The 18,290-nt window shown below is 64.2% G+C and carries 20 protein-coding genes and 1 tRNA gene; 6 read left to right on the forward strand and 15 right to left on the reverse strand.

Going from position 1 to position 18,290, the window contains the following annotated elements:
* The first annotated feature begins 70 nt into the window (after nucleotides 1-70).
* Nucleotides 71-277: a hypothetical protein gene (locus P0R31_RS04350; RefSeq protein WP_157283534.1), complete on the forward strand. Its 207-nt coding sequence runs from the start codon at nucleotides 71-73 to the stop codon at nucleotides 275-277.
* A 61-nt stretch (nucleotides 278-338) separates the two neighbouring features.
* Here the strand turns inward: P0R31_RS04350 and P0R31_RS04355 are convergent, their stop codons facing one another.
* The 3 genes from P0R31_RS04355 to P0R31_RS04365 form a co-directional block, all read right to left on the reverse strand.
* On the reverse strand, nucleotides 339-974 hold the full coding sequence (locus P0R31_RS04355; RefSeq protein ID WP_275513007.1) for an ATP-dependent Clp protease proteolytic subunit: 636 nt from the start codon (nucleotides 972-974) through the stop codon (nucleotides 339-341).
* A gap of 281 nt (nucleotides 975-1,255) precedes the next feature.
* The gene (tig, locus tag P0R31_RS04360; protein ID WP_275513008.1) at nucleotides 1,256-2,617 is read right to left on the reverse strand and encodes a trigger factor; all 1,362 of its coding nucleotides are present in this window, start codon (nucleotides 2,615-2,617) and stop codon (nucleotides 1,256-1,258) included.
* A gap of 174 nt (nucleotides 2,618-2,791) precedes the next feature.
* Nucleotides 2,792-2,876 (reverse strand) — tRNA-Leu (locus P0R31_RS04365).
* 154 nt (nucleotides 2,877-3,030) lie between these two features.
* Between P0R31_RS04365 and P0R31_RS04370 the strand changes: the two genes are divergently transcribed.
* The gene (locus P0R31_RS04370; RefSeq protein ID WP_275513009.1) at nucleotides 3,031-4,332 is read left to right on the forward strand and encodes a multicopper oxidase family protein; all 1,302 of its coding nucleotides are present in this window, start codon (nucleotides 3,031-3,033) and stop codon (nucleotides 4,330-4,332) included.
* Between the two features lie 4 nt (nucleotides 4,333-4,336).
* Here the strand turns inward: P0R31_RS04370 and P0R31_RS04375 are convergent, their stop codons facing one another.
* Entirely contained in the window at nucleotides 4,337-5,836 is a 1,500-nt protein-coding gene (locus P0R31_RS04375; protein ID WP_275513010.1) for an NAD(P)H-hydrate dehydratase, read from the reverse strand.
* A 381-nt stretch (nucleotides 5,837-6,217) separates the two neighbouring features.
* Between P0R31_RS04375 and P0R31_RS04380 the strand changes: the two genes are divergently transcribed.
* Together P0R31_RS04380 and glnA are read left to right on the forward strand one after the other, a co-directional pair.
* The gene (locus P0R31_RS04380; protein WP_007603495.1) at nucleotides 6,218-6,556 is read left to right on the forward strand and encodes a P-II family nitrogen regulator; all 339 of its coding nucleotides are present in this window, start codon (nucleotides 6,218-6,220) and stop codon (nucleotides 6,554-6,556) included.
* A gap of 153 nt (nucleotides 6,557-6,709) precedes the next feature.
* Nucleotides 6,710-8,119 carry a type I glutamate--ammonia ligase gene (glnA, locus tag P0R31_RS04385; RefSeq protein WP_036010292.1) on the forward strand — a complete coding sequence of 470 codons (1,410 nt, stop codon included), beginning with the start codon at nucleotides 6,710-6,712 and terminating at the stop codon, nucleotides 8,117-8,119.
* A gap of 156 nt (nucleotides 8,120-8,275) precedes the next feature.
* Here the strand turns inward: glnA and P0R31_RS04390 are convergent, their stop codons facing one another.
* Together P0R31_RS04390 and P0R31_RS04395 are read right to left on the reverse strand one after the other, a co-directional pair.
* A complete protein-coding gene (locus tag P0R31_RS04390) occupies nucleotides 8,276-9,037 on the reverse strand; it encodes a slipin family protein (protein ID WP_036010294.1) in 762 nt (253 codons plus the stop codon).
* Complete coding sequence (locus tag P0R31_RS04395; protein ID WP_275513087.1) at nucleotides 9,034-10,416, reverse strand: NfeD family protein; 1,383 nt, start codon at nucleotides 10,414-10,416, stop codon at nucleotides 9,034-9,036. Before P0R31_RS04395 ends, P0R31_RS04390 begins: the two co-directional genes overlap by 4 nt.
* 137 nt (nucleotides 10,417-10,553) lie before the next feature.
* On the opposite strand from P0R31_RS04395, the gene P0R31_RS04400 reads away from it, so the two are divergent.
* A complete protein-coding gene (locus P0R31_RS04400) occupies nucleotides 10,554-10,772 on the forward strand; it encodes a helix-turn-helix domain-containing protein (RefSeq protein ID WP_275513011.1) in 219 nt (72 codons plus the stop codon).
* Between the two features lie 250 nt (nucleotides 10,773-11,022).
* Here P0R31_RS04400 and P0R31_RS04405 read toward each other — a convergent pair whose 3' ends face one another.
* The 3 genes from P0R31_RS04405 to P0R31_RS04415 form a co-directional block, all read right to left on the reverse strand.
* The gene (locus tag P0R31_RS04405) at nucleotides 11,023-11,631 is read right to left on the reverse strand and encodes a hypothetical protein (RefSeq protein ID WP_275513012.1); all 609 of its coding nucleotides are present in this window, start codon (nucleotides 11,629-11,631) and stop codon (nucleotides 11,023-11,025) included.
* A 36-nt stretch (nucleotides 11,632-11,667) separates the two neighbouring features.
* Nucleotides 11,668-12,441, reverse strand: coding sequence for a gamma-glutamyl-gamma-aminobutyrate hydrolase family protein (locus tag P0R31_RS04410; RefSeq protein ID WP_275513013.1), 774 nt, complete (start codon nucleotides 12,439-12,441; stop codon nucleotides 11,668-11,670).
* 90 nt (nucleotides 12,442-12,531) lie between these two features.
* Nucleotides 12,532-13,236, reverse strand: coding sequence for a hypothetical protein (locus P0R31_RS04415; RefSeq protein WP_275513014.1), 705 nt, complete (start codon nucleotides 13,234-13,236; stop codon nucleotides 12,532-12,534).
* 136 nt (nucleotides 13,237-13,372) lie between these two features.
* On the opposite strand from P0R31_RS04415, the gene P0R31_RS04420 reads away from it, so the two are divergent.
* Entirely contained in the window at nucleotides 13,373-14,524 is a 1,152-nt protein-coding gene (locus tag P0R31_RS04420; protein ID WP_275513015.1) for an AI-2E family transporter, read from the forward strand.
* Nucleotides 14,525-14,606: 82 nt separating this feature from the next.
* Here P0R31_RS04420 and P0R31_RS04425 read toward each other — a convergent pair whose 3' ends face one another.
* The 6 genes from P0R31_RS04425 to P0R31_RS04450 all read right to left on the reverse strand — a co-directional run bounded on the left by P0R31_RS04425 (nucleotide 14,607) and on the right by P0R31_RS04450 (nucleotide 18,283).
* Nucleotides 14,607-14,903 (reverse strand): antibiotic biosynthesis monooxygenase family protein, encoded by a 297-nt coding sequence (locus tag P0R31_RS04425; RefSeq protein ID WP_025036647.1) that lies wholly within the window; start codon nucleotides 14,901-14,903, stop codon nucleotides 14,607-14,609.
* Between the two features lie 100 nt (nucleotides 14,904-15,003).
* The gene (locus tag P0R31_RS04430) at nucleotides 15,004-15,240 is read right to left on the reverse strand and encodes a hypothetical protein (protein WP_275513016.1); all 237 of its coding nucleotides are present in this window, start codon (nucleotides 15,238-15,240) and stop codon (nucleotides 15,004-15,006) included.
* 60 nt (nucleotides 15,241-15,300) lie between these two features.
* Nucleotides 15,301-16,521 carry a GGDEF domain-containing protein gene (locus P0R31_RS04435; RefSeq protein ID WP_275513017.1) on the reverse strand — a complete coding sequence of 407 codons (1,221 nt, stop codon included), beginning with the start codon at nucleotides 16,519-16,521 and terminating at the stop codon, nucleotides 15,301-15,303.
* Between the two features lie 229 nt (nucleotides 16,522-16,750).
* The gene (rpsI, locus tag P0R31_RS04440) at nucleotides 16,751-17,230 is read right to left on the reverse strand and encodes a 30S ribosomal protein S9 (protein ID WP_028178828.1); all 480 of its coding nucleotides are present in this window, start codon (nucleotides 17,228-17,230) and stop codon (nucleotides 16,751-16,753) included.
* Between the two features lies 1 nt (nucleotide 17,231).
* Complete coding sequence (gene rplM / locus P0R31_RS04445; protein ID WP_018642440.1) at nucleotides 17,232-17,696, reverse strand: 50S ribosomal protein L13; 465 nt, start codon at nucleotides 17,694-17,696, stop codon at nucleotides 17,232-17,234.
* 158 nt (nucleotides 17,697-17,854) lie between these two features.
* Nucleotides 17,855-18,283 (reverse strand): PaaI family thioesterase, encoded by a 429-nt coding sequence (locus tag P0R31_RS04450; RefSeq protein WP_024341189.1) that lies wholly within the window; start codon nucleotides 18,281-18,283, stop codon nucleotides 17,855-17,857.
* Between the last annotated feature and the right edge of the window lie 7 nt (nucleotides 18,284-18,290).

Here is an 18,290-nt window from a genome sequence, read left to right on the forward strand (position 1 = left end):
TTACTACATTCCGTGCGAATCACGGTGGCTCGATTCTCCCGCGATCATAGCCGATCAATCGTAGCCAACCATGCTGTCACCCGACTATCAAGAATTCGCTAATCGGGGGTCGCCGGCTACCCGTGACAATACCGTGATTTCCGGTCTTGGCACGGGCGAAGTGATCGAAAACACCCCGGCGTTGCTGGATTGCCACGAAAAACAAGCACGAAAGCGGAACTTTCTGCTTGTCGCAGGGCGCAAAACCGCGTTTTGCGCCGCGCGCACGCGCACCTAACGTGAACGCCGCCCTGACGGGTCCACGGCAAACCGAGGGCTCGTCGTGACGCTCGGTAGTGCTACGGGGTCTTCGCCGGCGCCGGCTCCTCGGCGCGCTTGTCGATCACCTTGTCGACCAGGCCGAACTCCTTGGCGTCGTTCGCCGTGAGGAACTTGTCGCGTTCCAACGCATCCTCGATCGACTTGTAGGTCTGGCCGGTGTGCTTGACGTAGATCTCGTTGAGCCGCTTCTTCAGGTTCAGGATCTCCTGGGCGTGCAGCATGATGTCGGTTGCCTGGCCCTGGAAGCCGCCCGAGGGCTGGTGCACCATGATGCGCGCGTTCGGCAGCGAGAAGCGCATGTCCTTCTCGCCGGCGCAAAGCAGCAGCGAGCCCATCGAAGCCGCCTGACCGGTGCACAGGGTCGAGACTGGCGGGCGGATGAACTGCATGGTGTCGTAGATCGCAAGGCCCGACGTCACCACGCCGCCCGGCGAGTTGATGTACATCGAGATTTCCTTCTTCGGATTTTCCGCCTCGAGGAACAAGAGCTGCGCGACGATCAGCGTCGACATGCCGTCCTCGACCGGGCCGGTCACGAAGATGATCCGCTCCTTCAAGAGGCGCGAGAAAATGTCGTAGGCGCGCTCGCCACGATTGGTCTGCTCGACCACCATGGGCACGAGGTTCATGTAGGTTTCAACCGGATCGCGCATGAGTCACCTAGGGTTTCGGAGACGGACATCGCCGGGCAGGCTTGCCAGCTTGGCTGGATTTGCCGGAAGGCGAATGGACGTCCTGTGATGCAGGAACTTGGGTAAGAAGTAGAAGGCGTACCGACAGATATAGCCCAATTCGCGTCTGACAAGTGCGCGGCGCATTAAGGCTTAATCCGAGGGGGCAGTTGAAGCTGATTCGCACAAAGAGGCCCAGCCGGCCACCTGGCTAGCTGGGCCTCTTCGTTGATCATCATTAATAGATGGCTGCGTCAAACCCTTCAGGCTGCGGTCTTTTCCGCATCGTCGTCCTTGTAGAGGTCCTCGCGCGAAACCTTCTTCTCGGTCACGTTGGCGAGCTCGAGGATGAAGTCGACCACCTTGTCCTCGTAGATCGGCGCACGAAGCTGGGCGAGCGCCTGGGCGTTGTTGCGATAGAAGTCCCAGACCTCCTTCTCGCGGCCGGGCATCGAGCGCGCGCGCTCGATTACGGCGCGGCCGACCTCGTCGTCGGTCACGGTGATCTTGTTCTTCTCGCCGATCTCGGAGAGCACCAGGCCAAGCCGTACGCGGCGATCGGCGATCTTGCGATACTCCTCCTTCGCCTTGTCCTCGGTGGTGTCCTCGTCGGCAAAGGTCTTGCCGGCGGAATCCATCTCGGCCTTGACCGAGTTCCACATCAGGCTGAACTCCTCGTCCACCAGCGAGGGCGGCGCCTCGAAGCGATGCGCCTCGTCGAGGCGGTCGAGCAACGCGCGCTTGACGCGCTGGCGCGTGGCGGTGGCGAACTCGGCAACCAGGCGCTCGCGTGCGGCTTCCTTCAGCTTGTCCAGCGATTCCAGGCCGAGCGACTTGGCGAACTCGTCGTCGATGGCGAGGTCCTGCGGCGCCTCGATCAGCGTGGCGGTGGTCTCGAACTCCGCCGGTTGGCCCGCCAGCTTGTCGTTCATGTAGTTCTTCGGGAACGACACTTTCAGCGTGCGCGTCTCACCCGCGCCGATGCCGATGAGCTGCTCCTCGAAGCCGGGAATGAAGGTGTTGGAGCCGATCGAGACCTGGATGCCCTCGCCGGTGCCGCCTTCGAAGACTTCGCCGTTGATGCGGCCCGTGAAGTTGATGGTGACGCGGTCGCCCGACGCGGCCTTGGCGCCCTCGCCCTTATCGGCATAGGTGCGGTTGGAATCGGCGATGCGCTTGATCGCCTCGTCGACATCGGCGTCGGTGACATCGGCAACGGGCTTCTCGACCTGGAAGCTCTTGAAGTCGGCGAGCGCGATCGCCGGCACCACCTCGATCGCGACAGTATAAGTCAGATCGGTCTTGCCGCTGAGCAGCTCCTCGACCTCGGCCTGTTCGCTCGGCATGGTGATTTTCGGCTCGGTCGCAAGGCGGAAGCCGCGCTCGGAGAACAGCTGCGTGTTGGTGTCGCGGATGGTCTGGTCGATCGTCTCGGCCATGACCGAGCGGCCATAGACCTTCTTCAGGTGCGAGACCGGCACCTTGCCCGGACGGAAGCCGTTGATGCGGACCTTGTCCTTGAGGTCGACGAGCTTGGCACCGGCCTTGGCGTCGAGATCAGACGCGGGAACGCTGATCTTGAACTCGTGCTTCAAACCTTCGGAGAGGGTTTCTGTGACCTGCATGGCGTCCAATCTTCTTTTCGTTCGGCCCCGGCACGTCGCGCGTCGGGACGCTGTCGTTAATCGATCCGGCGCGAGGCGATCGCCTCCACGCCGGTGGTTCATCGGACCCGCTTCAGGCGGACGATCATCCGCGCGGAAGCAGGCCTCGTAATCCGTGCAAACGCGATAAGCGCTTGGTGCGGGCGGAGGGACTCGAACCCCCACAACTTTCGTCACTGGAACCTAAATCCAGCGCGTCTACCAGTTCCGCCACGCCCGCGTGAATTTGCATCAAGACCGGCCGCGATGCCGCGGGCGGCCGGGCTTATAGCATGCGCCTGACTGTTCGCAGCAAAAAAATGGCCTGATGGAGGCAGGCTTCAAATAGGCACTGCGGCTGGACTTATCCAGCACGGCGTGGTCCGGATCGTGCCATGACAACGCGGATCCATGCTCCCCATCGGCGCGAGGTTTTGGCCGGCTTAGGGGCCTCGGCAGCCGGGCTGATCGTGGGCGGTGCAGGCCCCTCCGTCACGGCCCAGCTCGCGCTGCAGGCGAGGCCGGCAACGCTGGCTTTGAGACCGGGTCAGCCGGCTACACCAATCTGGGAGCTGGCCGCCGTAAGCCACCTCAGAGACGTGCGTCTCAAGCGCTTCGATCGCTGCCAGCTGGTCTTCAGCAACAACCTCCCTGTGCCGATTGCGCCAGTCTGGTACAGCCTCCACGCGCCGATGGCCGCCGACCCGCTCCGCGGCCGCGCCCCGGCAGCGCCGGGTGCGACGGAAACATCAATTATTTCAGTGCCTGATGCAGGCACCCTGCTGGCCGACTTCCGCCTCTTCGAGCACCGCCTGCAGCAGCCCGCACGCGCGCTTCCGATCATCGTGGCCGAAACCGGCCCGGTCGCCGTCGATCGTGACGAGCTCCTGCTGATCCAGGAATGGCGCCTGCGGCCGGATGGCACCGCGGTCCCGCCGGGCTTGGACCCGAAGGACACGATGCCGCTCTACACCATCAACGGCGAGACTTCATTCGAACTCTCAGCTTCCGCGGGCGAGCGGCTGCGGCTACGCTTCATCAACGGCTCGCAACGCTCTGTTCTCGCAATCAAATTGGAAAACCACGAAGTCCGCGTGATGGCCCTCGACGGCCAGCCGGCCGAGCCGTTCCCCGCGCGCAACGGCGCGTTGGTGCTGGCCCCTGGTGCGCGGGCCGACGCCTTCGTGGATGCGGCCACCTCGGCCCCATTTCTGCTGCATGATGGCAAGGAGGCGCGCCGGGTCGGAAACCTGACCGTCTCCGGGAAGCTGGAGCGCGAGCCGCTGCCGCCGCCCCAACCGCTCCCGCCGAATGATCTGCCCGAGAAGCTCGATCTGAGAGGCGCCCTGCGGTTCGATGTCGCGCTCGGTACAGCCGATTCCGGCTGGGTACGGCCCGCGACCTTCTCCACCGCCTCCGCCCCCGCCTTCCGCGCCAAGACCGGCCGCACCGTGGTGCTGGCGCTGCAGAACCCCGCCCCCGTCACCACCGTGTTTCACCTGCACGGCCACCATTTCCGGCTGCTCGACAAGCTCGACGACGGCTGGAAGCCCTATTGGCTCGACACGCTCGCGATCGAGCCCGGCCAGACCCAGCGCATCGCCTTCGCCGCGACCTCGCCCGGACGCTGGCTGATCGAATCCGTCGTGACCGACTGGACCGCGCCGCGGCTGGTGCGCTGGTACGGGGTGGAGTGAACGTTCAGTATTCGATGCCCAGCGCGTCATAGATCCGCCGGTGCACGGCCGGCAGCGTCTCGGTGAGATCCTCCGCGATCAGGCCCGGCCCAGCTTCGCTTCCCGCCTCGCCGTGCATCCAGACGCCGATGCTGGCGGCCTCGAACGCCGGCACGCCTTGCGCCAGGAGCCCGGCGATGATCCCGGAGAGCACGTCGCCGGCGCCGGCCGTGGCGAGCCAGGGCGGCGCATTGGCGGCGATGGTGGCGCGGCCGTCGGGGGCGGCGATTGTGGTGTCCGGGCCCTTCAGCAGCACGACGGCGCCGCAGCGCTCGGCGGCGGCGCGGACGCGCTCGAGCTTGGAGCGGCCGGGATGCTTGTTGCTGAGGTCGGAGAACAGGCGCGGAAACTCGCCTTCGTGCGGGGTCAGCACCACCGCATTGTCCTGCGAGGATTTGATCGATTCAAACAGGCGCTCGGGGGTTGCGGCAAAGCTCGTCAGCGCATCCGCATCGAGCACCAGATGCCGGTACGCGGTAAGCGCGGTGTGGACGAGATCGCAGGTGCGCTCACCGATGCCCGCACCGGGGCCGATGATACAGGTGTTGTAGCGCTTGTCGCCGAGCAGCTCGCCGAACTCGATCGCGCTGTCGACGGGGCGAACCATCACCGCGGTGAGCGCGGCAGCATTGATTGCGAGCGCATCGCGCGGGCTCGCCAGCGTCACGAGGCCCGCGCCGGCGCGCAGCGCGCCGCGCGCGGCGAGCCGTGCCGCGCCGGTCGCGGCTGCATCGCCCGAGACCGCGAGCACGTGACCGCGCGCATATTTGTGGCCGTCGATGCGCGGCACCGGAAAGGCCGCGCCCCAGAGATCCGGATCGTTCTCGAAGGTCTGCGGCGCGATCTCCTCCAGCACCTGCGCATCGATGCCGATGTCGGCAACGCGCACGCGGCCGCAATGCATGCGCCCGGGCAAGAGCAGATGCGCCGGCTTCTTGCGGAAGAAGGTGACGGTCTCGGTGGCGTTCACCGCCACGCCCATCACGGCCGCGCTGGTGCCGTTGATGCCGCTCGGCAGGTCGACCGCCAGCACCGGGGCACCGTTGGCGTTGATCGCCTCGATCATGGCGCGCGCTTCGCCATCCACGGTGCGGCTGAGGCCCGCGCCGAACAGCGCATCGACGATCAGCGCAGGCCTGCCGATCGCCTGCGGGTTGAACGGCAGCACCGGGTGCTTCCAGCCGCGCGCGGCCGAGGCGGCATCGCCCTGGAGCTGGTCCCGCTCGCACATCAGGATCACCGAGACCTCGCGCCCCTGCGCGGCGAGCTCGGCCGCGGCCACGAAACCGTCCCCGCCATTGTTGCCGGGGCCGGCCACGATCAGGATCGGCCCCTCCTCCACCAAGCCCTGGGCGGCCTCGGCGACCGCCTGGCCGGCGCTGAGCATCAGCTTGAAACCGGGCGTGCCGGCCGCGATGGCGAGCTGGTCGGCGCGCTGCATTTCGGCGTTGGTCAGAACTTCCATGCCACTTCCTAGTACAAACGCCTCTTGAACAGGCATCTTTGGCGCCGATCCGGCGGCGGGAACGTCGAACTGCACATATATTGAACCGTTTGCCTATTTTGCGGTCTTCGGTATTTTGTGCAGGTCGGCACCATCACTCAGAGATGCTCGTTAAAAGGCTGATAACGCTCCGATAATCAGGGCATTTGCAACTTGGCATAGACCCTGCTTTCGAGGAAGCCGCTTCGGTTCGTCGTGCTCACTGAGATCTTGAAGGGCGTGGCCGGCCGTTGTTGCCGGACGGGTCAGGGATCCCGGCACAGAGAAGACAAGATCGTGCGTTGAGAAATGCGCGTCCTGACGAAGACGTTGCTATTGGATCGAAAGGCCGGGAGTCGCGCAGTGAAGAAAATCGAAGCCATCATCAAGCCATTCAAGCTCGACGAGGTGAAGGAAGCGCTTCAAGAAGTCGGTCTGCAGGGCATCACCGTCACCGAGGCCAAGGGCTTTGGCCGGCAGAAGGGTCACGCCGAACTTTACCGCGGCGCAGAATACATCGTCGACTTCCTGCCGAAGGTCAAAATCGAGATCGTGATCGGCGACGATCTGGTCGAGCGCGCCATCGACGCGATCCGCCGCGCCGCGCAGACCGGCCGCATCGGCGACGGCAAGATCTTCGTCTCCAACATCGAAGAGGCGATCCGCATCCGAACCGGCGAATCCGGGCTGGACGCTATCTGAACCGGGTGCTATCCCGCATTTTGCGACACTCTGACAAGAAATAAGGCTGCTTCGGCGGCCTGATTTCGTTTGTGCGGTCGCGCGCGAACTCGCCAAAAGCGAGAACAATCTTGCTCACCTGGAAACCGACCCGCAGAGCCATAAGGGGTATGCATGAAGACCGCCAAAGACGTCCTGAAATCGATCAAGGACAACGACGTGAAGTACGTCGACCTGCGCTTCACCGATCCGCGCGGCAAGTGGCAGCACGTCACGTTCGACGTCAGCATGATCGATGAAGACATCTTCGCCGAAGGGACGATGTTCGACGGCTCCTCGATTGCCGGCTGGAAGGCGATCAACGAGTCCGACATGTGCCTGATGCCCGATCCGGTGACCGCGACGATCGACCCGTTCTTCGCCGAGACCACCATGGTCATCACCTGCGACGTGCTCGAGCCGACCACCGGCGAGCCCTATAACCGCGACCCCCGCGGCATCGCCAAGAAGGCCGAGGCGATGGTGAAGTCGATGGGCGTGGGCGACGCCGTGTTCGTCGGCCCCGAAGCCGAGTTCTTCGTGTTCGACGACGTGCGCTTCTCCTCCACCCCCTACAACACCGGTTTCCGCCTCGACTCCTCGGAGCTGCCGACCAACTCCGACACCGAATATGAAGGCGGCAATCTCGGCCACCGCGTCCGCACCAAGGGCGGCTATTTCCCGGTGCCGCCGCAGGACTCGGTGCAGGACATGCGCTCGGAGATGCTGGGCGCGATGGCCAAGATGGGCGTCAAGGTCGAGAAGCATCACCACGAGGTCGCTTCCGCCCAGCACGAGCTCGGCATGAAGTTCGACACGCTGACGCTGATGGCCGACCACATCCAGATCTACAAATACTGCATCCACCAGGTCGCGCACATCTACGGCAAGACCGCCACCTTCATGCCGAAGCCGGTCTACGGCGACAACGGCTCGGGCATGCACGTGCACCAGTCGATCTGGAAGGACGGCAAGCCGGTGTTCGCCGGCAACAAATACGCCGACCTGTCGGAGACCTGCCTCCATTATATCGGCGGCATCATCAAGCACGCCAAGGCGATCAACGCCTTCACCAACCCGTCGACCAACTCCTACAAGCGTCTGGTCCCGGGCTATGAGGCTCCCGTGCTGCTCGCCTATTCCGCGCGCAACCGCTCGGCGTCGTGCCGCATCCCCTACACCGCTTCGCCGAAGGCCAAGCGCGTCGAGGTGCGCTTCCCCGATCCGCTCGCCAATCCCTATCTCGGCTTCGCCGCGATGCTGATGGCCGGCCTCGACGGCATCAAGAACAAGATGGATCCGGGTCCGGCGATGGACAAGGACCTCTACGACCTGCCGAAGGAAGAGCTGAAGCAGATCCCGACCGTGTGCGGCTCGCTTCGCGAGGCGCTCGAAAACCTCGACAAGGACCGCGCCTTCCTCAAGGCCGGCGGCGTGTTCGACGACGACTTCATCGACGCCTATATCGAGCTGAAGATGACCGAGGTCGAGCGCTTCGAGATGACCCCGCACCCGGTCGAGTTCGACATGTATTATTCGGGCTGATCGGCCTGAACAGGACGAGACAGGCAAAAGGCGCTTCCGGAAGGAGGCGCCTTTTCGTTTGAGGAGTCTCGACCGCTACCACGTCGCCGTGAACACTCGCTGCAGCTCGGTCGGAGCCGTGGCGCCCGCTCGCGATTAACACCTCGCCGCGTTCTGTTACGGGTTGTCAGGTCGCGGCATCAAATGGTCGAGCAGGCCGGTGGGGAGTGGAAACACCACGGTCGACGAGCGTTCACCGGCGATGTCGTGCAGAGCCGCGAAGTAACGCAGCTGCATTGCCTGAGGCTCCTGCGCCAGGATCCGGCCGGCTTCGACGAGTTTTTCGGCGGCCTGCTGCTCGCCCATCGCATTGATCACCTTGGCTCGCCGCAAGCGCTCCGCCTCAGCCTGTTTGGCAATCGCGCGAACCATGGTTTCGTTGATATCGACGTCCTTGATCTCTATGCCGGTGACCTTGATGCCCCAGACGTCAGTCTGCTTGTCGAGGATCTCCTGGATATCGGCGTTTAACCTGTCGCGCTCGGCAAGCATCTCGTCGAGCTCATGCTTGCCGAGCACCGAACGCAACGTGGTCTGGGCGAGCTGGCTGGTCGCCGCCATGTAGTCGCCGACCTTGATGATGGCGCGCTCGGGGTCGACGATGCGGAAGTACAGGACGGCGTTGACCTTGACGGAGACGTTGTCCCGCGAAATCACGTCCTGCGGCGGCACCACCTGCACCATCACCCGCAGATCGACCTTGACGAGTTGCTGCACGATCGGGATGAGGAGTATCAGGCCCGGGCCCTTCACACCGGTAAAGCGGCCGAGCGTGAAGACGACGCCGCGCTCGTATTCGCGCAGGATTCGAATAGCCTGGGATAGAAACACGATGACAAGCAGCGCAAGCGCCGCATACGTCAGATATTCCAGCGTCATGATGTACCTCCCTCGCCTGTCCGGGCGGGTGTGCGGCGTATCAGCAGCGTCAGGTCGACGACATTGGCGACCTCCACCGTCTCTCCGGGCTTGAAGGTTTCGGCGCCGCGCGCCTGCCAGCGCTCACCATGGGCGAAGACATGACCTTCGTTCCCGTTCCAGTCGAGAACCTCGGCGGGCAAGCCGCGCATGGCCTGTGCGCCGACCAGCGCAGGAGCTTTGCGGACGCGCCGAAGCGAGCCAAGCACGATCAGAGCAAAGCCGCTGAACACGACCGCAGTGGTGCCGATCACCCACCAAGACAGTTGGTATCCAGGCGCCTCGCTCCTGAAGAGCATCATTGCTCCCAGCACGAAAGCGATGATCCCGCCGAAGCCGACCACCACGGTCGGGTTGAAGGCTTCGACGGTGAGAAGCACGAGTCCCACCAGCATCAGGGCGAGGCCGGCATAGTTGATCGGCAGCAAATTGAGCGCATAGAGGCCGATCAGCAGGCAGATCGCGCCGACGACTCCCGGGGCGACGGCTCCGGGAGACATGAACTCGAAGATCAGGCCGTAGATGCCGATCATCAGGAGAATGAACGCCACGTTCGGGTTGGTGATGACCGCCAGGAACCGGGATATCCGTCCGGGCTCGATGGCTTCAACGACGGCATCCTTTGTTGCGAGGCGTTGCGTCTTGCCGCCTGCGAGCTCCACCACGCGGCCGTCAACCTGCCGCAGCAATTCAGCCTGATCGCGCGCGACGAAATCGATGGCATGTGCCTCCAGCGCGCCGTTGGCAGAGAGTGTTGCGGCCTCGCGGACCGCCCTCTCCGCCCACTCCGCATTGCGGTTGCGCAGCTCGGCGAGGCTTCGGATGAAGGCGACGGCATCGTTCATGGCCTTCGCCGTCATCGCGTCCTTCGGCCCATCCTTCTTGTCTTTGCCATCCTTGTCGGGTGTGCCGCTCGGCAGGCCCGGCAGCGGCCCGCCAATCTGGACCGGCGTCGCCGCACCGATGTTGGTACCTGGTGCCATCGCCGCGATGTGAGTGGCGTAAAGGATATAGGTCCCCGCACTCGCCGCGTGGGCGCCGGAGGGAGCGACGTAGCCAATGACAGGGAGGGGCGAGGCGAGCACATCCGCGATGATCTCGCGCATGCTGGAATTGAGCCCGCCGGGCGTGTTCATCCTCAGAAGCACGACCTCGGCGCGCCGTTCGCTCGCCTTGGCCAAAGCCTCCCGCACGTAGCTGGCTGACGCCGGGCCAATCGCCCCGTCGATCGAAACAACAAGGGCTACACGCTTGCTCTCCTCCGCTGAGCTGGGAAGGAGGCAGCAGATCAAAGCCACGACGGTGATCGCCGCAACGAGGGCCGCCTTCATGGTCTGCACGGCACGGGCTCCCTTGCAGAGCATATGGTATTCTTCTCATGAACCTCAATGCTGCGCGTGGAGATCAACATTGCGATTGTGCAACGCAATGGGAATGCCCATGCAGGATTGCCGACGCGTTCGGCCTCGGCGAGCGCATGTTGAACCGAAAATTCCAGGGGCTCACGCACAAGCCCCCGCAATCCTTCATCATGCGCAGCCGTGTCGAGCACGCGCGCACCCTGCTGGAATCGACGACGCAGCAGATCAAGACCATCGCGCGCGCTGCCGGCTATGAGGATGAGAACAGCTTCCGCAAGCTGACACTGATGTCACGCAATCCTATCGCGCGCGACGGATGGAGTGGGGCGGTGTGAGGCTGGTGCCGGTGGCATGACCGATGGACGCAGTCCGGTCGCGGCGCTCTCGCTGGGCACAGCCCGAGCGCATCTACGATTCAACACGGCAGAGAAACCCCGCGCCACGGAGAGGCCATCAGCTTTCGTTCTGCATCTGACTCCAGTTCGTTCTCAAAGAACAAATCAGAGCCGCAAAAATTGCATCGGAGCAATTCCTACCGATTGGTTTATTCGGCCCGAGATTTGGAGTTCGCATCGCGCGGCATCGTCACTCGTCCGGAAAGTTGACGCCAATCTCGGTCACCACCGGCGCCCATTTCACCAGCGTCGTGTTGTCGGAGGCGATCTTCACGCCGTCACCCGAGAGCGACCTCGGCGCACCGGCCTTCTTGCCGAAGCGGATGGTGACGGTGCAGCCGTCTTGCAGCGGCCGGCTGAGCGCGCCGCCCTTCCAGTCGGTGACGAAGCCGCCATAGTCCCATTCGAAGCCGCTCACCAGGAACGGCTTGCCGTTGGCTTTCTGCACGTCTGAAAGGCTCGATCCCAGGGTGACGCCGCCAATGCTCCAGCGGCTGGTCTTGGCATCGCGCAACGTGAGGCCGGAGGCACGCCCGGCCTTGTCGTCGCTGAAGGCAATTTGGATGCGGCGGTCCATCGTCTTCGGAAACAGCACGAGCGCCCTGTATTTCTCGCCCTCGGCACCCGGCAGATCCTGCATCGCGGCGTCCTTGCCGTAGCGCTGCTTCAACGTTCTCTCGGTGTCGCCGGGCGCCACCGGTGAAGCGCAGGTGATCGGCCCCTCCTGCGGCGGCGCGGTTTGGGCGAAGGCGGGGGATGCGAGCAGGAGAAGGGTTGTCAGGGTGACGCTGAGCTTCATCGCAAGGCAATCCGGCTTCGAAAAACGAACCGGAGCCTACGCCGCCGCCTTCTGCCTTGTCACCAGCGCCTCGCCAAAGGCCTCGAACAGCTTCCGGTTGATCGGATTGTGCTGCGGGTCGTACTCCGCGTGCCATTGCACGCCGAGGGCAAAGCTCGGGGCTTCCGCGATGCGGATCGCCTCGATGGTGCCGTCCTCGGCGATGCCTTCGATCAGCACGCGCTTGCCGGGATCGAGGATGCCCTGTCCGTGCAGCGAATTGACCCTGATCTTCTCGCAACCGAGAATCGTCGCGAAGGCGCCGCCGGGCGTCAGCTCGACGTCGTGACGGTCGGCGAACACCACGGTCGGATCGGGATGGATCTCGCCGTTCTCGAGCCGGGGCATGCGGTGGTTCATGCGGCCGGGAATCTCACGGATCTCGGGATGCAGCGAGCCGCCGAAGGCGACGTTCATCTCCTGCAGGCCGCGGCAAATGCCGAACAGCGGAATGCCGCGGGCGACGCAGGCGACCGACAGGGCCAGCGCAACTTCGTCGCGGTGGATGTCGTAAGGTTCGTGCTTCTCGCAGGGATCGACGTTGAAGCGGGTCGGGTGAACGTTGGCCCGGGCCCCGGTCAGGATGATGCCGTCCACGGCATCAAGCAGCGCCGGGATATCCGTGATGTCGGGCGAGCCCGCGAACATCAGCGGCAAGCCGCCGGAGACTTCGGCCACGGCGCGCAGGTTTCGCTCGCCAACCATTTGGACCTGAAATCGATTCTCGACGCGATAGGAATTCCCGATCACGCCGACGACCGGCTTTCTCATCTGTCGTTCCGCGCCTCCCGATAAGAAGATTCCCCAAACATGCCCCTCCGATACAACAAATTCAACAGAGGGGATCGCGGGACGGCAATGCTATTTTCGCGCAAATGCCTCCCGGGCGTCCAACCCGCCCTCCACGGGCAGACCCGCGGCCTTCAGCGCAATTGCCGCTGCCTCGCCCGGCGCGGCCAGCCAGGGAAGCTTCGCCTCGATTCCGCGCGTCACGGGCTCCCCGAGCGCGCCTCCGAAGTCGATCGGCCAGAACCCGTTGGGCACCACCTCGGCGGAGAAGCTGCGGATCGCATAGCCCTCGCCCAGGATTGCCTCTGCCTTGTCGCTGGCGACAAGGCGCGCGGTGTTGGGATCCCCAAAATCGCCAAAGCTCACGAGCACGGGGATGAGCTCCCCTTGCACCGGGACAATGCCGGTCTGCCGGCTCATGTCCTTGAACGACACCCGGCTGCCGCGCGCGGCGCCATAGGCGCGGAGCGCCACATAGTTGATGTCGTCGAGGTCGAGCTTGGCGCCCTGCTGGTGCGCCAGCAAGACCACCATGTTCTTGCCCTGGCCGAGATCGACGAACACGGCCTCCCCGCGCGTCGTGGTGCGGCCGCTGCGGTTATAGTTGCGATCGGGCACGACAGCGAGAATGGCCGACCCGGTCTTGATGCCGGCGGGCGTCGTCACCTCGACCGTCAGGCGGTATTTGTGGTCCGGCCGGTTGATCCGGATCTGGTCGCCGCCGACGAGCAAAGCCAACAGCCCGAGCAGACCGGCCCACTTGCTGATAACGCCCAAGCGCCCCTCACTTCCTTTTCGCCACCGCTCTGCACCGTTCGCGCGGCAGCGTCAAACCGGCGCGTTGCCGCTCTTGATCGGAAACGTGTTTGTCGAAAGAGTGCCCCCATTGCAGCCACCAAAGACAGGATACGATGTGACTTTTCCCGCAGATGAACGATCCCGCTCCCGTGCCGACCTCGCGCGGGATCAGGCCTGGGCGATCGCGGCCGGAGGCATCGGCGTTGTGCTGTTCACCGCGCTGCTCGCCTTCACCTGGTATTTTGCCGCCACCCTGCTGCTGATCTTCACCGGCATGCTGCTCGGCCTCGGTCTCAACGCTCTGGTCAATGCGCTCGGCCGCCGGGTCCAGCTGCCTCACACAATCCGGCTTGCAATCGTTTGCGTTGCGCTCGCTTTGCTGCTCGCGGGCATCGCCTATCTCGGCGGCGCCACCATTGCCGAACAGGCCTCGCTGCTGAGCAAGACCATCAAGTCGCAGATCACCAATGTCAGGTCCCTGCTCGAGAGCCACGGCATCGACACCAGCTTCTTCGACCTCGGCAACGCTGCCTCGGACCCCACGACCAACGCGTCCTCGGAGGCGACGCCCGCGCCGGCAACGCCTTCGCGCGCTCCGCTGCCCAGTGCCGGCACGCTCGCCTCCAGCGGCGGGGCGATCGTGAGCCAGACATTCAAGCTGCTGCTCGGCACCATTCACGGCGTCGGCAACATCTTCATCGTGCTGTTCCTGGGCCTGGCCTTCGCCGCCCAGCCCAGCGTCTATCATGACGGCCTGCTGTTCCTGGCACCGGCGCGGCACCGAACCCGTGTCGCCCTGGTCATCGACCGTATCGCTGAAACGCTCGAGCGCTGGCTGATCGCCCAGATCATCGTCATGATCGCGGTCGGTGCCGTAACCTGGATCGGACTTGCCGTCATCGGCATCCCCGGCGCGTTCATCCTAGGAATCCAGGCGGGCCTGCTCGCCTTCATCCCCACGGTGGGAGCCATCATCGCCGGCGTCATCGTGGTACTGGCGAGCCTCGCCTCGGGCTGGATTCCCGCTTTGTCGGCATTTCTGCTGTTCATGGGCGTGCACGCCATGGAAAGCTACGTGCTGACGCCGATCCTGCAGCGCCAGGCACTCGACATCCCGCCGGCCACGCTGTTCGCGTTCCAGATCCTGCTCGGCGTCGTGTTCGGCATCTGGGGCCTGGCGCTGGCGCTCCCGCTGGTCGCCATCGCCAAGGTCATGATCGACCATGTCAAGACGTATGAGACGCCGTCTTTGGCGGAGGCGGCCTGACGCATGATCCGGACCCGGAGGGCCGCGTTAGCGCAAAGTGTGGAGCGGTTTTCCGATACGATCATGCTCCCGAGATAAAGCCTCAGGTCGTCAGCACGGTCTCGGTGTGCTCGACCTCGGGAGGCGCGGCAAAATACTGGCCGACCAGGCCGCGCCATTCCGTGAAATTTTCCGAGCCGCGGAAGTCCACGGTGTGGTTCTCCAGCGTCGCCCATTTCACCATCAGCCGGTAACGCTGCGGCTTCTCGATCGACTTGTGCAGCTCGAAGCCGTGAAAGCCCTTGGAGCGGCCGAAAGCGGCCTTGGCCTTGGCAACGGCGGCCTCAAAATCCTTCTCGCTGCCCGGCTTGACGTCGATTTGCGCGATCTCGGTGATCATCGGCTTTCCACCCTTTTGTTGATGGCCGTGTCTACCGCAGATGGCGACAAAGAAAAAGGCACCGAAGCGGCGCCCTGCCCGGCCTGGAAATGCAGGCCTGTCAGGCGAACAGCAGGACCGTGCCCGCGACGATCAGCGCACAACCGGCGAACATCACGAACGGCCAGTAGCTGCGTTGCTGCGTATAGCGTCCTTGCGCGCGGCGCTCGGTGATCAGCGCGCTATCGTATTCGTCCGCGGTGGAGAACAGACAGGCGAAACCGCCGCGGGCCGAGGCAGCTTCGGCTTCGAGCGACATCAGGGCGGCTTGCGGATTCCGTCGACGGATCGATTCCATGACCACGATGGTAGGGATCGAATGGTAAACAGAGATTTACCGCAAGCCCGCCCTACATTCTCACGCGGTGGCCGGACGCGCCTGCGATGCGCCGATCCGTGCGGCGCTCTGGCGGCGCCAGTTCTCCAGCGACAGCGGCAGCTCCTCGGCCGCCTCGACGCGGTTGCGGCCGCCGCGCTTGGCCTGGTAGAGCGCGGTGTCCGCGGAGGCCAGCAGCACCTCCAGCTCGGTGCCGGCCGGACCGCCGGCAACGCCGATGCTGACGGTGGTATCGACCGGGCCTTCGTCGACCACGACGCCGGAGGTCTCGAACGCCTCGCGCACGCGCTCGGCGACAAGCACGCCCTCCTCCAGCGAGCACGGCAACAGCGCAGCGAACTCCTCGCCGCCGATGCGGCCCGACAGGTCGGAGATGCGCAAATTGCTGACCACGACGGTGGAGAACAGCTTTAGCATCTCGTCGCCGGCCGGATGGCCGAAGCGGTCGTTGATCGACTTGAAGTGGTCGATGTCGAAGATCATCACGGTCACCGGCCGCCCGGCCTTGGCCTCGCGCTCGATCACGCGCGCACAAGCCTCCGAGAAGCCGCGCCGGTTGAGCATGCCGGTCAAAGGATCGGTCGATGCCGCCGTCCGGTGCGCGGTGACGGTGCGTTCCGACACCAGCATGAAGATCACGAACACGGTACCCACGGCATAGAGTATGAGCTCGACCGCAAACACGGTGACCCAGATGCTCGAGGAGAAGCCGGCATCATGCGGGCGCAGGAAGCTGCCGATCAGGATCGGCAGCATCAACACGCAGCCGTGCATCACCGGCATCACGAAGGCGGGCCAGCGTCGTTGCACGCTCTTGCGCCGTTCGGTCCAGAGCTCGCTCGCAGTCAGCGCCGCGTACACCGAGACGATGCCGGCACCCACGAGCATGCGCAGCATCGATGCCGCGGGATCGAGCAGCGTCGCAGCAGCGACCCAGGCGAGCGCACCGAGCACGAGCCCCGGCCAGTTCGGGTTGCGGCCGTGGAAGACGCGCGCCGCGTTCCAGACCATGCCGCAGGCGACGAAACCGACGGCGTTCAGTGCGAGGTAAATTTGCGGCCCCAGCCTGTCGCCCGCCGCGGTCCATAGTGCGACGGAGGCGGCGCCGAGCAGATAGGCGGTACCCCACCATTTCAGCGCCGGGCTGTTCTCCTGCTTGCCGAAAAACACCATCATGGCGCCGAGCAGTGCGGCGACCATTGTGGCGACCAAATAGAGCGTGATGCTATCGAGCGACATCATGTCGGCCCCCTCTAGAACATAGCAGTTACGCGATCGGCCCAGCCGATTTGCGCGCCCTTCCGAAGGCGACGCTAGGTCTCGCGGGTTCCATTCAGGTTTTCGCCGATCCCTAAGTTTTCGGGAAACACGCCATCAATTTGCATACAAACGAACAACAAAAAGGGCGCTGAAATCAGCGCCCTTTTGCATCTCATTGAAGCCGCTTTCGCGGCGAATGCGACAAAAGCGATTAACGCTTCGAGAACTGGAAGGAGCGGCGGGCCTTGGCCTTGCCGTACTTCTTGCGCTCGACCACGCGCGAGTCGCGGGTGAGGAAGCCGCCCTTCTTGAGCACGCCGCGCAGCTCCGGCTCGAAATAGGTGAGCGCCTTGGAGATGCCGTGACGAACCGCGCCGGCCTGGCCGGACAGGCCGCCGCCGGCGACGGTGCAGATCACGTCATACTGGCCCGAACGCTGGGCCACGGAGAACGGCTGCTCGATCATCATGCGCAGCACGGGACGGGCGAAATAGACTTCGACCTCGCGCGAGTTGACGGTGACCTTGCCGGCGCCCGGCTTGATCCAGACGCGGGCGACCGCGTCCTTGCGCTTGCCGGTGGCGTAAGCGCGGTTGAACTTGTCGACCTTCTTCTCGTGCTTGGGCGCCTCGGGCGCGGCCGCCGTCTTGAGCTGCGAGAGCTGGTCGAGCGACTGAATTGATTCGGCCATGTTATGCGGCCCTCGTGTTCTTGCGGTTCAACTTGGCGATATCGATCTTCTCGGGCTGCTGCGCCTCGTGCGGATGATCGGCGCCGCCGTAGACACGGAGGTTGCCCATCTGCACGCGGCCGAGCGGACCACGCGGGATCATGCGCTCGACGGCCTTCTCGAGCACGCGCTCGGGATGACGGCCCTCGAGGATCTGGCGCGCGGTGCGCTCCTTGACGTGGCCGACATAGCCGGTGTGCTTGTAGTAGGTCTTCTGCTCGCGCTTGCGACCGGTGAGGACCGCATGCTGCGCGTTGATGATGATGACGTTGTCGCCGCAATCGACGTGCGGGGTATAGGTCGGGAGGTGCTTGCCGCGCAGGCGCATGGCGACGATGGTGGCGAGGCGGCCGACGACCAGACCCTTGGCGTCGATCAGCACCCACTTCTTCGTCACCTCAGCCGGCTTTGCCGAAAAGGTTTTCATGTCGGAGTTTCCGTGGACGGGAGATATCGGCGCGAACACCGCACCAGACTGCGCGCGGTTCTAGAGAAGAGCGGCGCAACGGTCAATGCCCCAGATCTGAAAATAGTTAAGCAAATTCAATATCTTAAAAATATGGTGCGATATTACCTGCAAAATGATCAAACGTTTGGAATGGAATAGGTCGAGGTGACATGGGCGATCGGATCGGGTGAGGTCCCGGACAAGAGGTTCACCTCCCCGACCGCAAGGCGCTTGCCGAGCTTGAGCAGCCGGGCCTCGGCCAGCACGTCCTGCCCGGGCTGGCCCTTGCGCAGGAAGTTGATGTTGAGATTGGTGGTGACGGCGAGCCCGATCGGCCCGATCGCGGACAGCAGCACCACGTACATCGCGAAATCCGCGAGCGCCATCAGCGTCGGCCCGGACACGGTTCCGCCGGGCCGCAACATCCGTTCGCTGTAGCGCTGCCGCAAGAGGCTGGTCTGGCCGTCCGCGCTCTCGATCGTGATGTCGTCACCACTGAAGGCCTGGGGAAACTCGTCACGGAGGAACCGCTCGAGCTCCGCCACGCTCATTTTCGCTAACGCCATGCCGTCC

It is taken from the genome of Bradyrhizobium yuanmingense, assembly GCF_029167105.1.
GTDB lineage: Bacteria > Pseudomonadota > Alphaproteobacteria > Rhizobiales > Xanthobacteraceae > Bradyrhizobium > Bradyrhizobium yuanmingense_A.

What these genes read in the sequence shown, in the direction of transcription:
- P0R31_RS04450 (WP_024341189.1), bottom strand. Translation starts at nt 18,283, where the DNA reads ATGGCGTTAGCGAAAATGAGCGTGGCGGAGCTCGAGCGGTTCCTCCGT.
- P0R31_RS04350 (WP_157283534.1), top strand. Translation starts at nt 71, where the DNA reads ATGCTGTCACCCGACTATCAAGAATTCGCTAATCGGGGGTCGCCGGCT.
- P0R31_RS04400 (WP_275513011.1), top strand. Translation starts at nt 10,554, where the DNA reads ATGTTGAACCGAAAATTCCAGGGGCTCACGCACAAGCCCCCGCAATCC.
- tig (WP_275513008.1), bottom strand. Translation starts at nt 2,617, where the DNA reads ATGCAGGTCACAGAAACCCTCTCCGAAGGTTTGAAGCACGAGTTCAAG.
- P0R31_RS04390 (WP_036010294.1), bottom strand. Translation starts at nt 9,037, where the DNA reads ATGACGCTGGAATATCTGACGTATGCGGCGCTTGCGCTGCTTGTCATC.
- rplM (WP_018642440.1), bottom strand. Translation starts at nt 17,696, where the DNA reads ATGAAAACCTTTTCGGCAAAGCCGGCTGAGGTGACGAAGAAGTGGGTG.
- P0R31_RS04425 (WP_025036647.1), bottom strand. Translation starts at nt 14,903, where the DNA reads ATGATCACCGAGATCGCGCAAATCGACGTCAAGCCGGGCAGCGAGAAG.
- P0R31_RS04410 (WP_275513013.1), bottom strand. Translation starts at nt 12,441, where the DNA reads ATGAGAAAGCCGGTCGTCGGCGTGATCGGGAATTCCTATCGCGTCGAG.
- P0R31_RS04370 (WP_275513009.1), top strand. Translation starts at nt 3,031, where the DNA reads ATGACAACGCGGATCCATGCTCCCCATCGGCGCGAGGTTTTGGCCGGC.
- P0R31_RS04375 (WP_275513010.1), bottom strand. Translation starts at nt 5,836, where the DNA reads ATGGAAGTTCTGACCAACGCCGAAATGCAGCGCGCCGACCAGCTCGCC.
- P0R31_RS04430 (WP_275513016.1), bottom strand. Translation starts at nt 15,240, where the DNA reads ATGGAATCGATCCGTCGACGGAATCCGCAAGCCGCCCTGATGTCGCTC.
- P0R31_RS04355 (WP_275513007.1), bottom strand. Translation starts at nt 974, where the DNA reads ATGCGCGATCCGGTTGAAACCTACATGAACCTCGTGCCCATGGTGGTC.
- rpsI (WP_028178828.1), bottom strand. Translation starts at nt 17,230, where the DNA reads ATGGCCGAATCAATTCAGTCGCTCGACCAGCTCTCGCAGCTCAAGACG.
- glnA (WP_036010292.1), top strand. Translation starts at nt 6,710, where the DNA reads ATGAAGACCGCCAAAGACGTCCTGAAATCGATCAAGGACAACGACGTG.
- P0R31_RS04435 (WP_275513017.1), bottom strand. Translation starts at nt 16,521, where the DNA reads ATGATGTCGCTCGATAGCATCACGCTCTATTTGGTCGCCACAATGGTC.
- P0R31_RS04405 (WP_275513012.1), bottom strand. Translation starts at nt 11,631, where the DNA reads ATGAAGCTCAGCGTCACCCTGACAACCCTTCTCCTGCTCGCATCCCCC.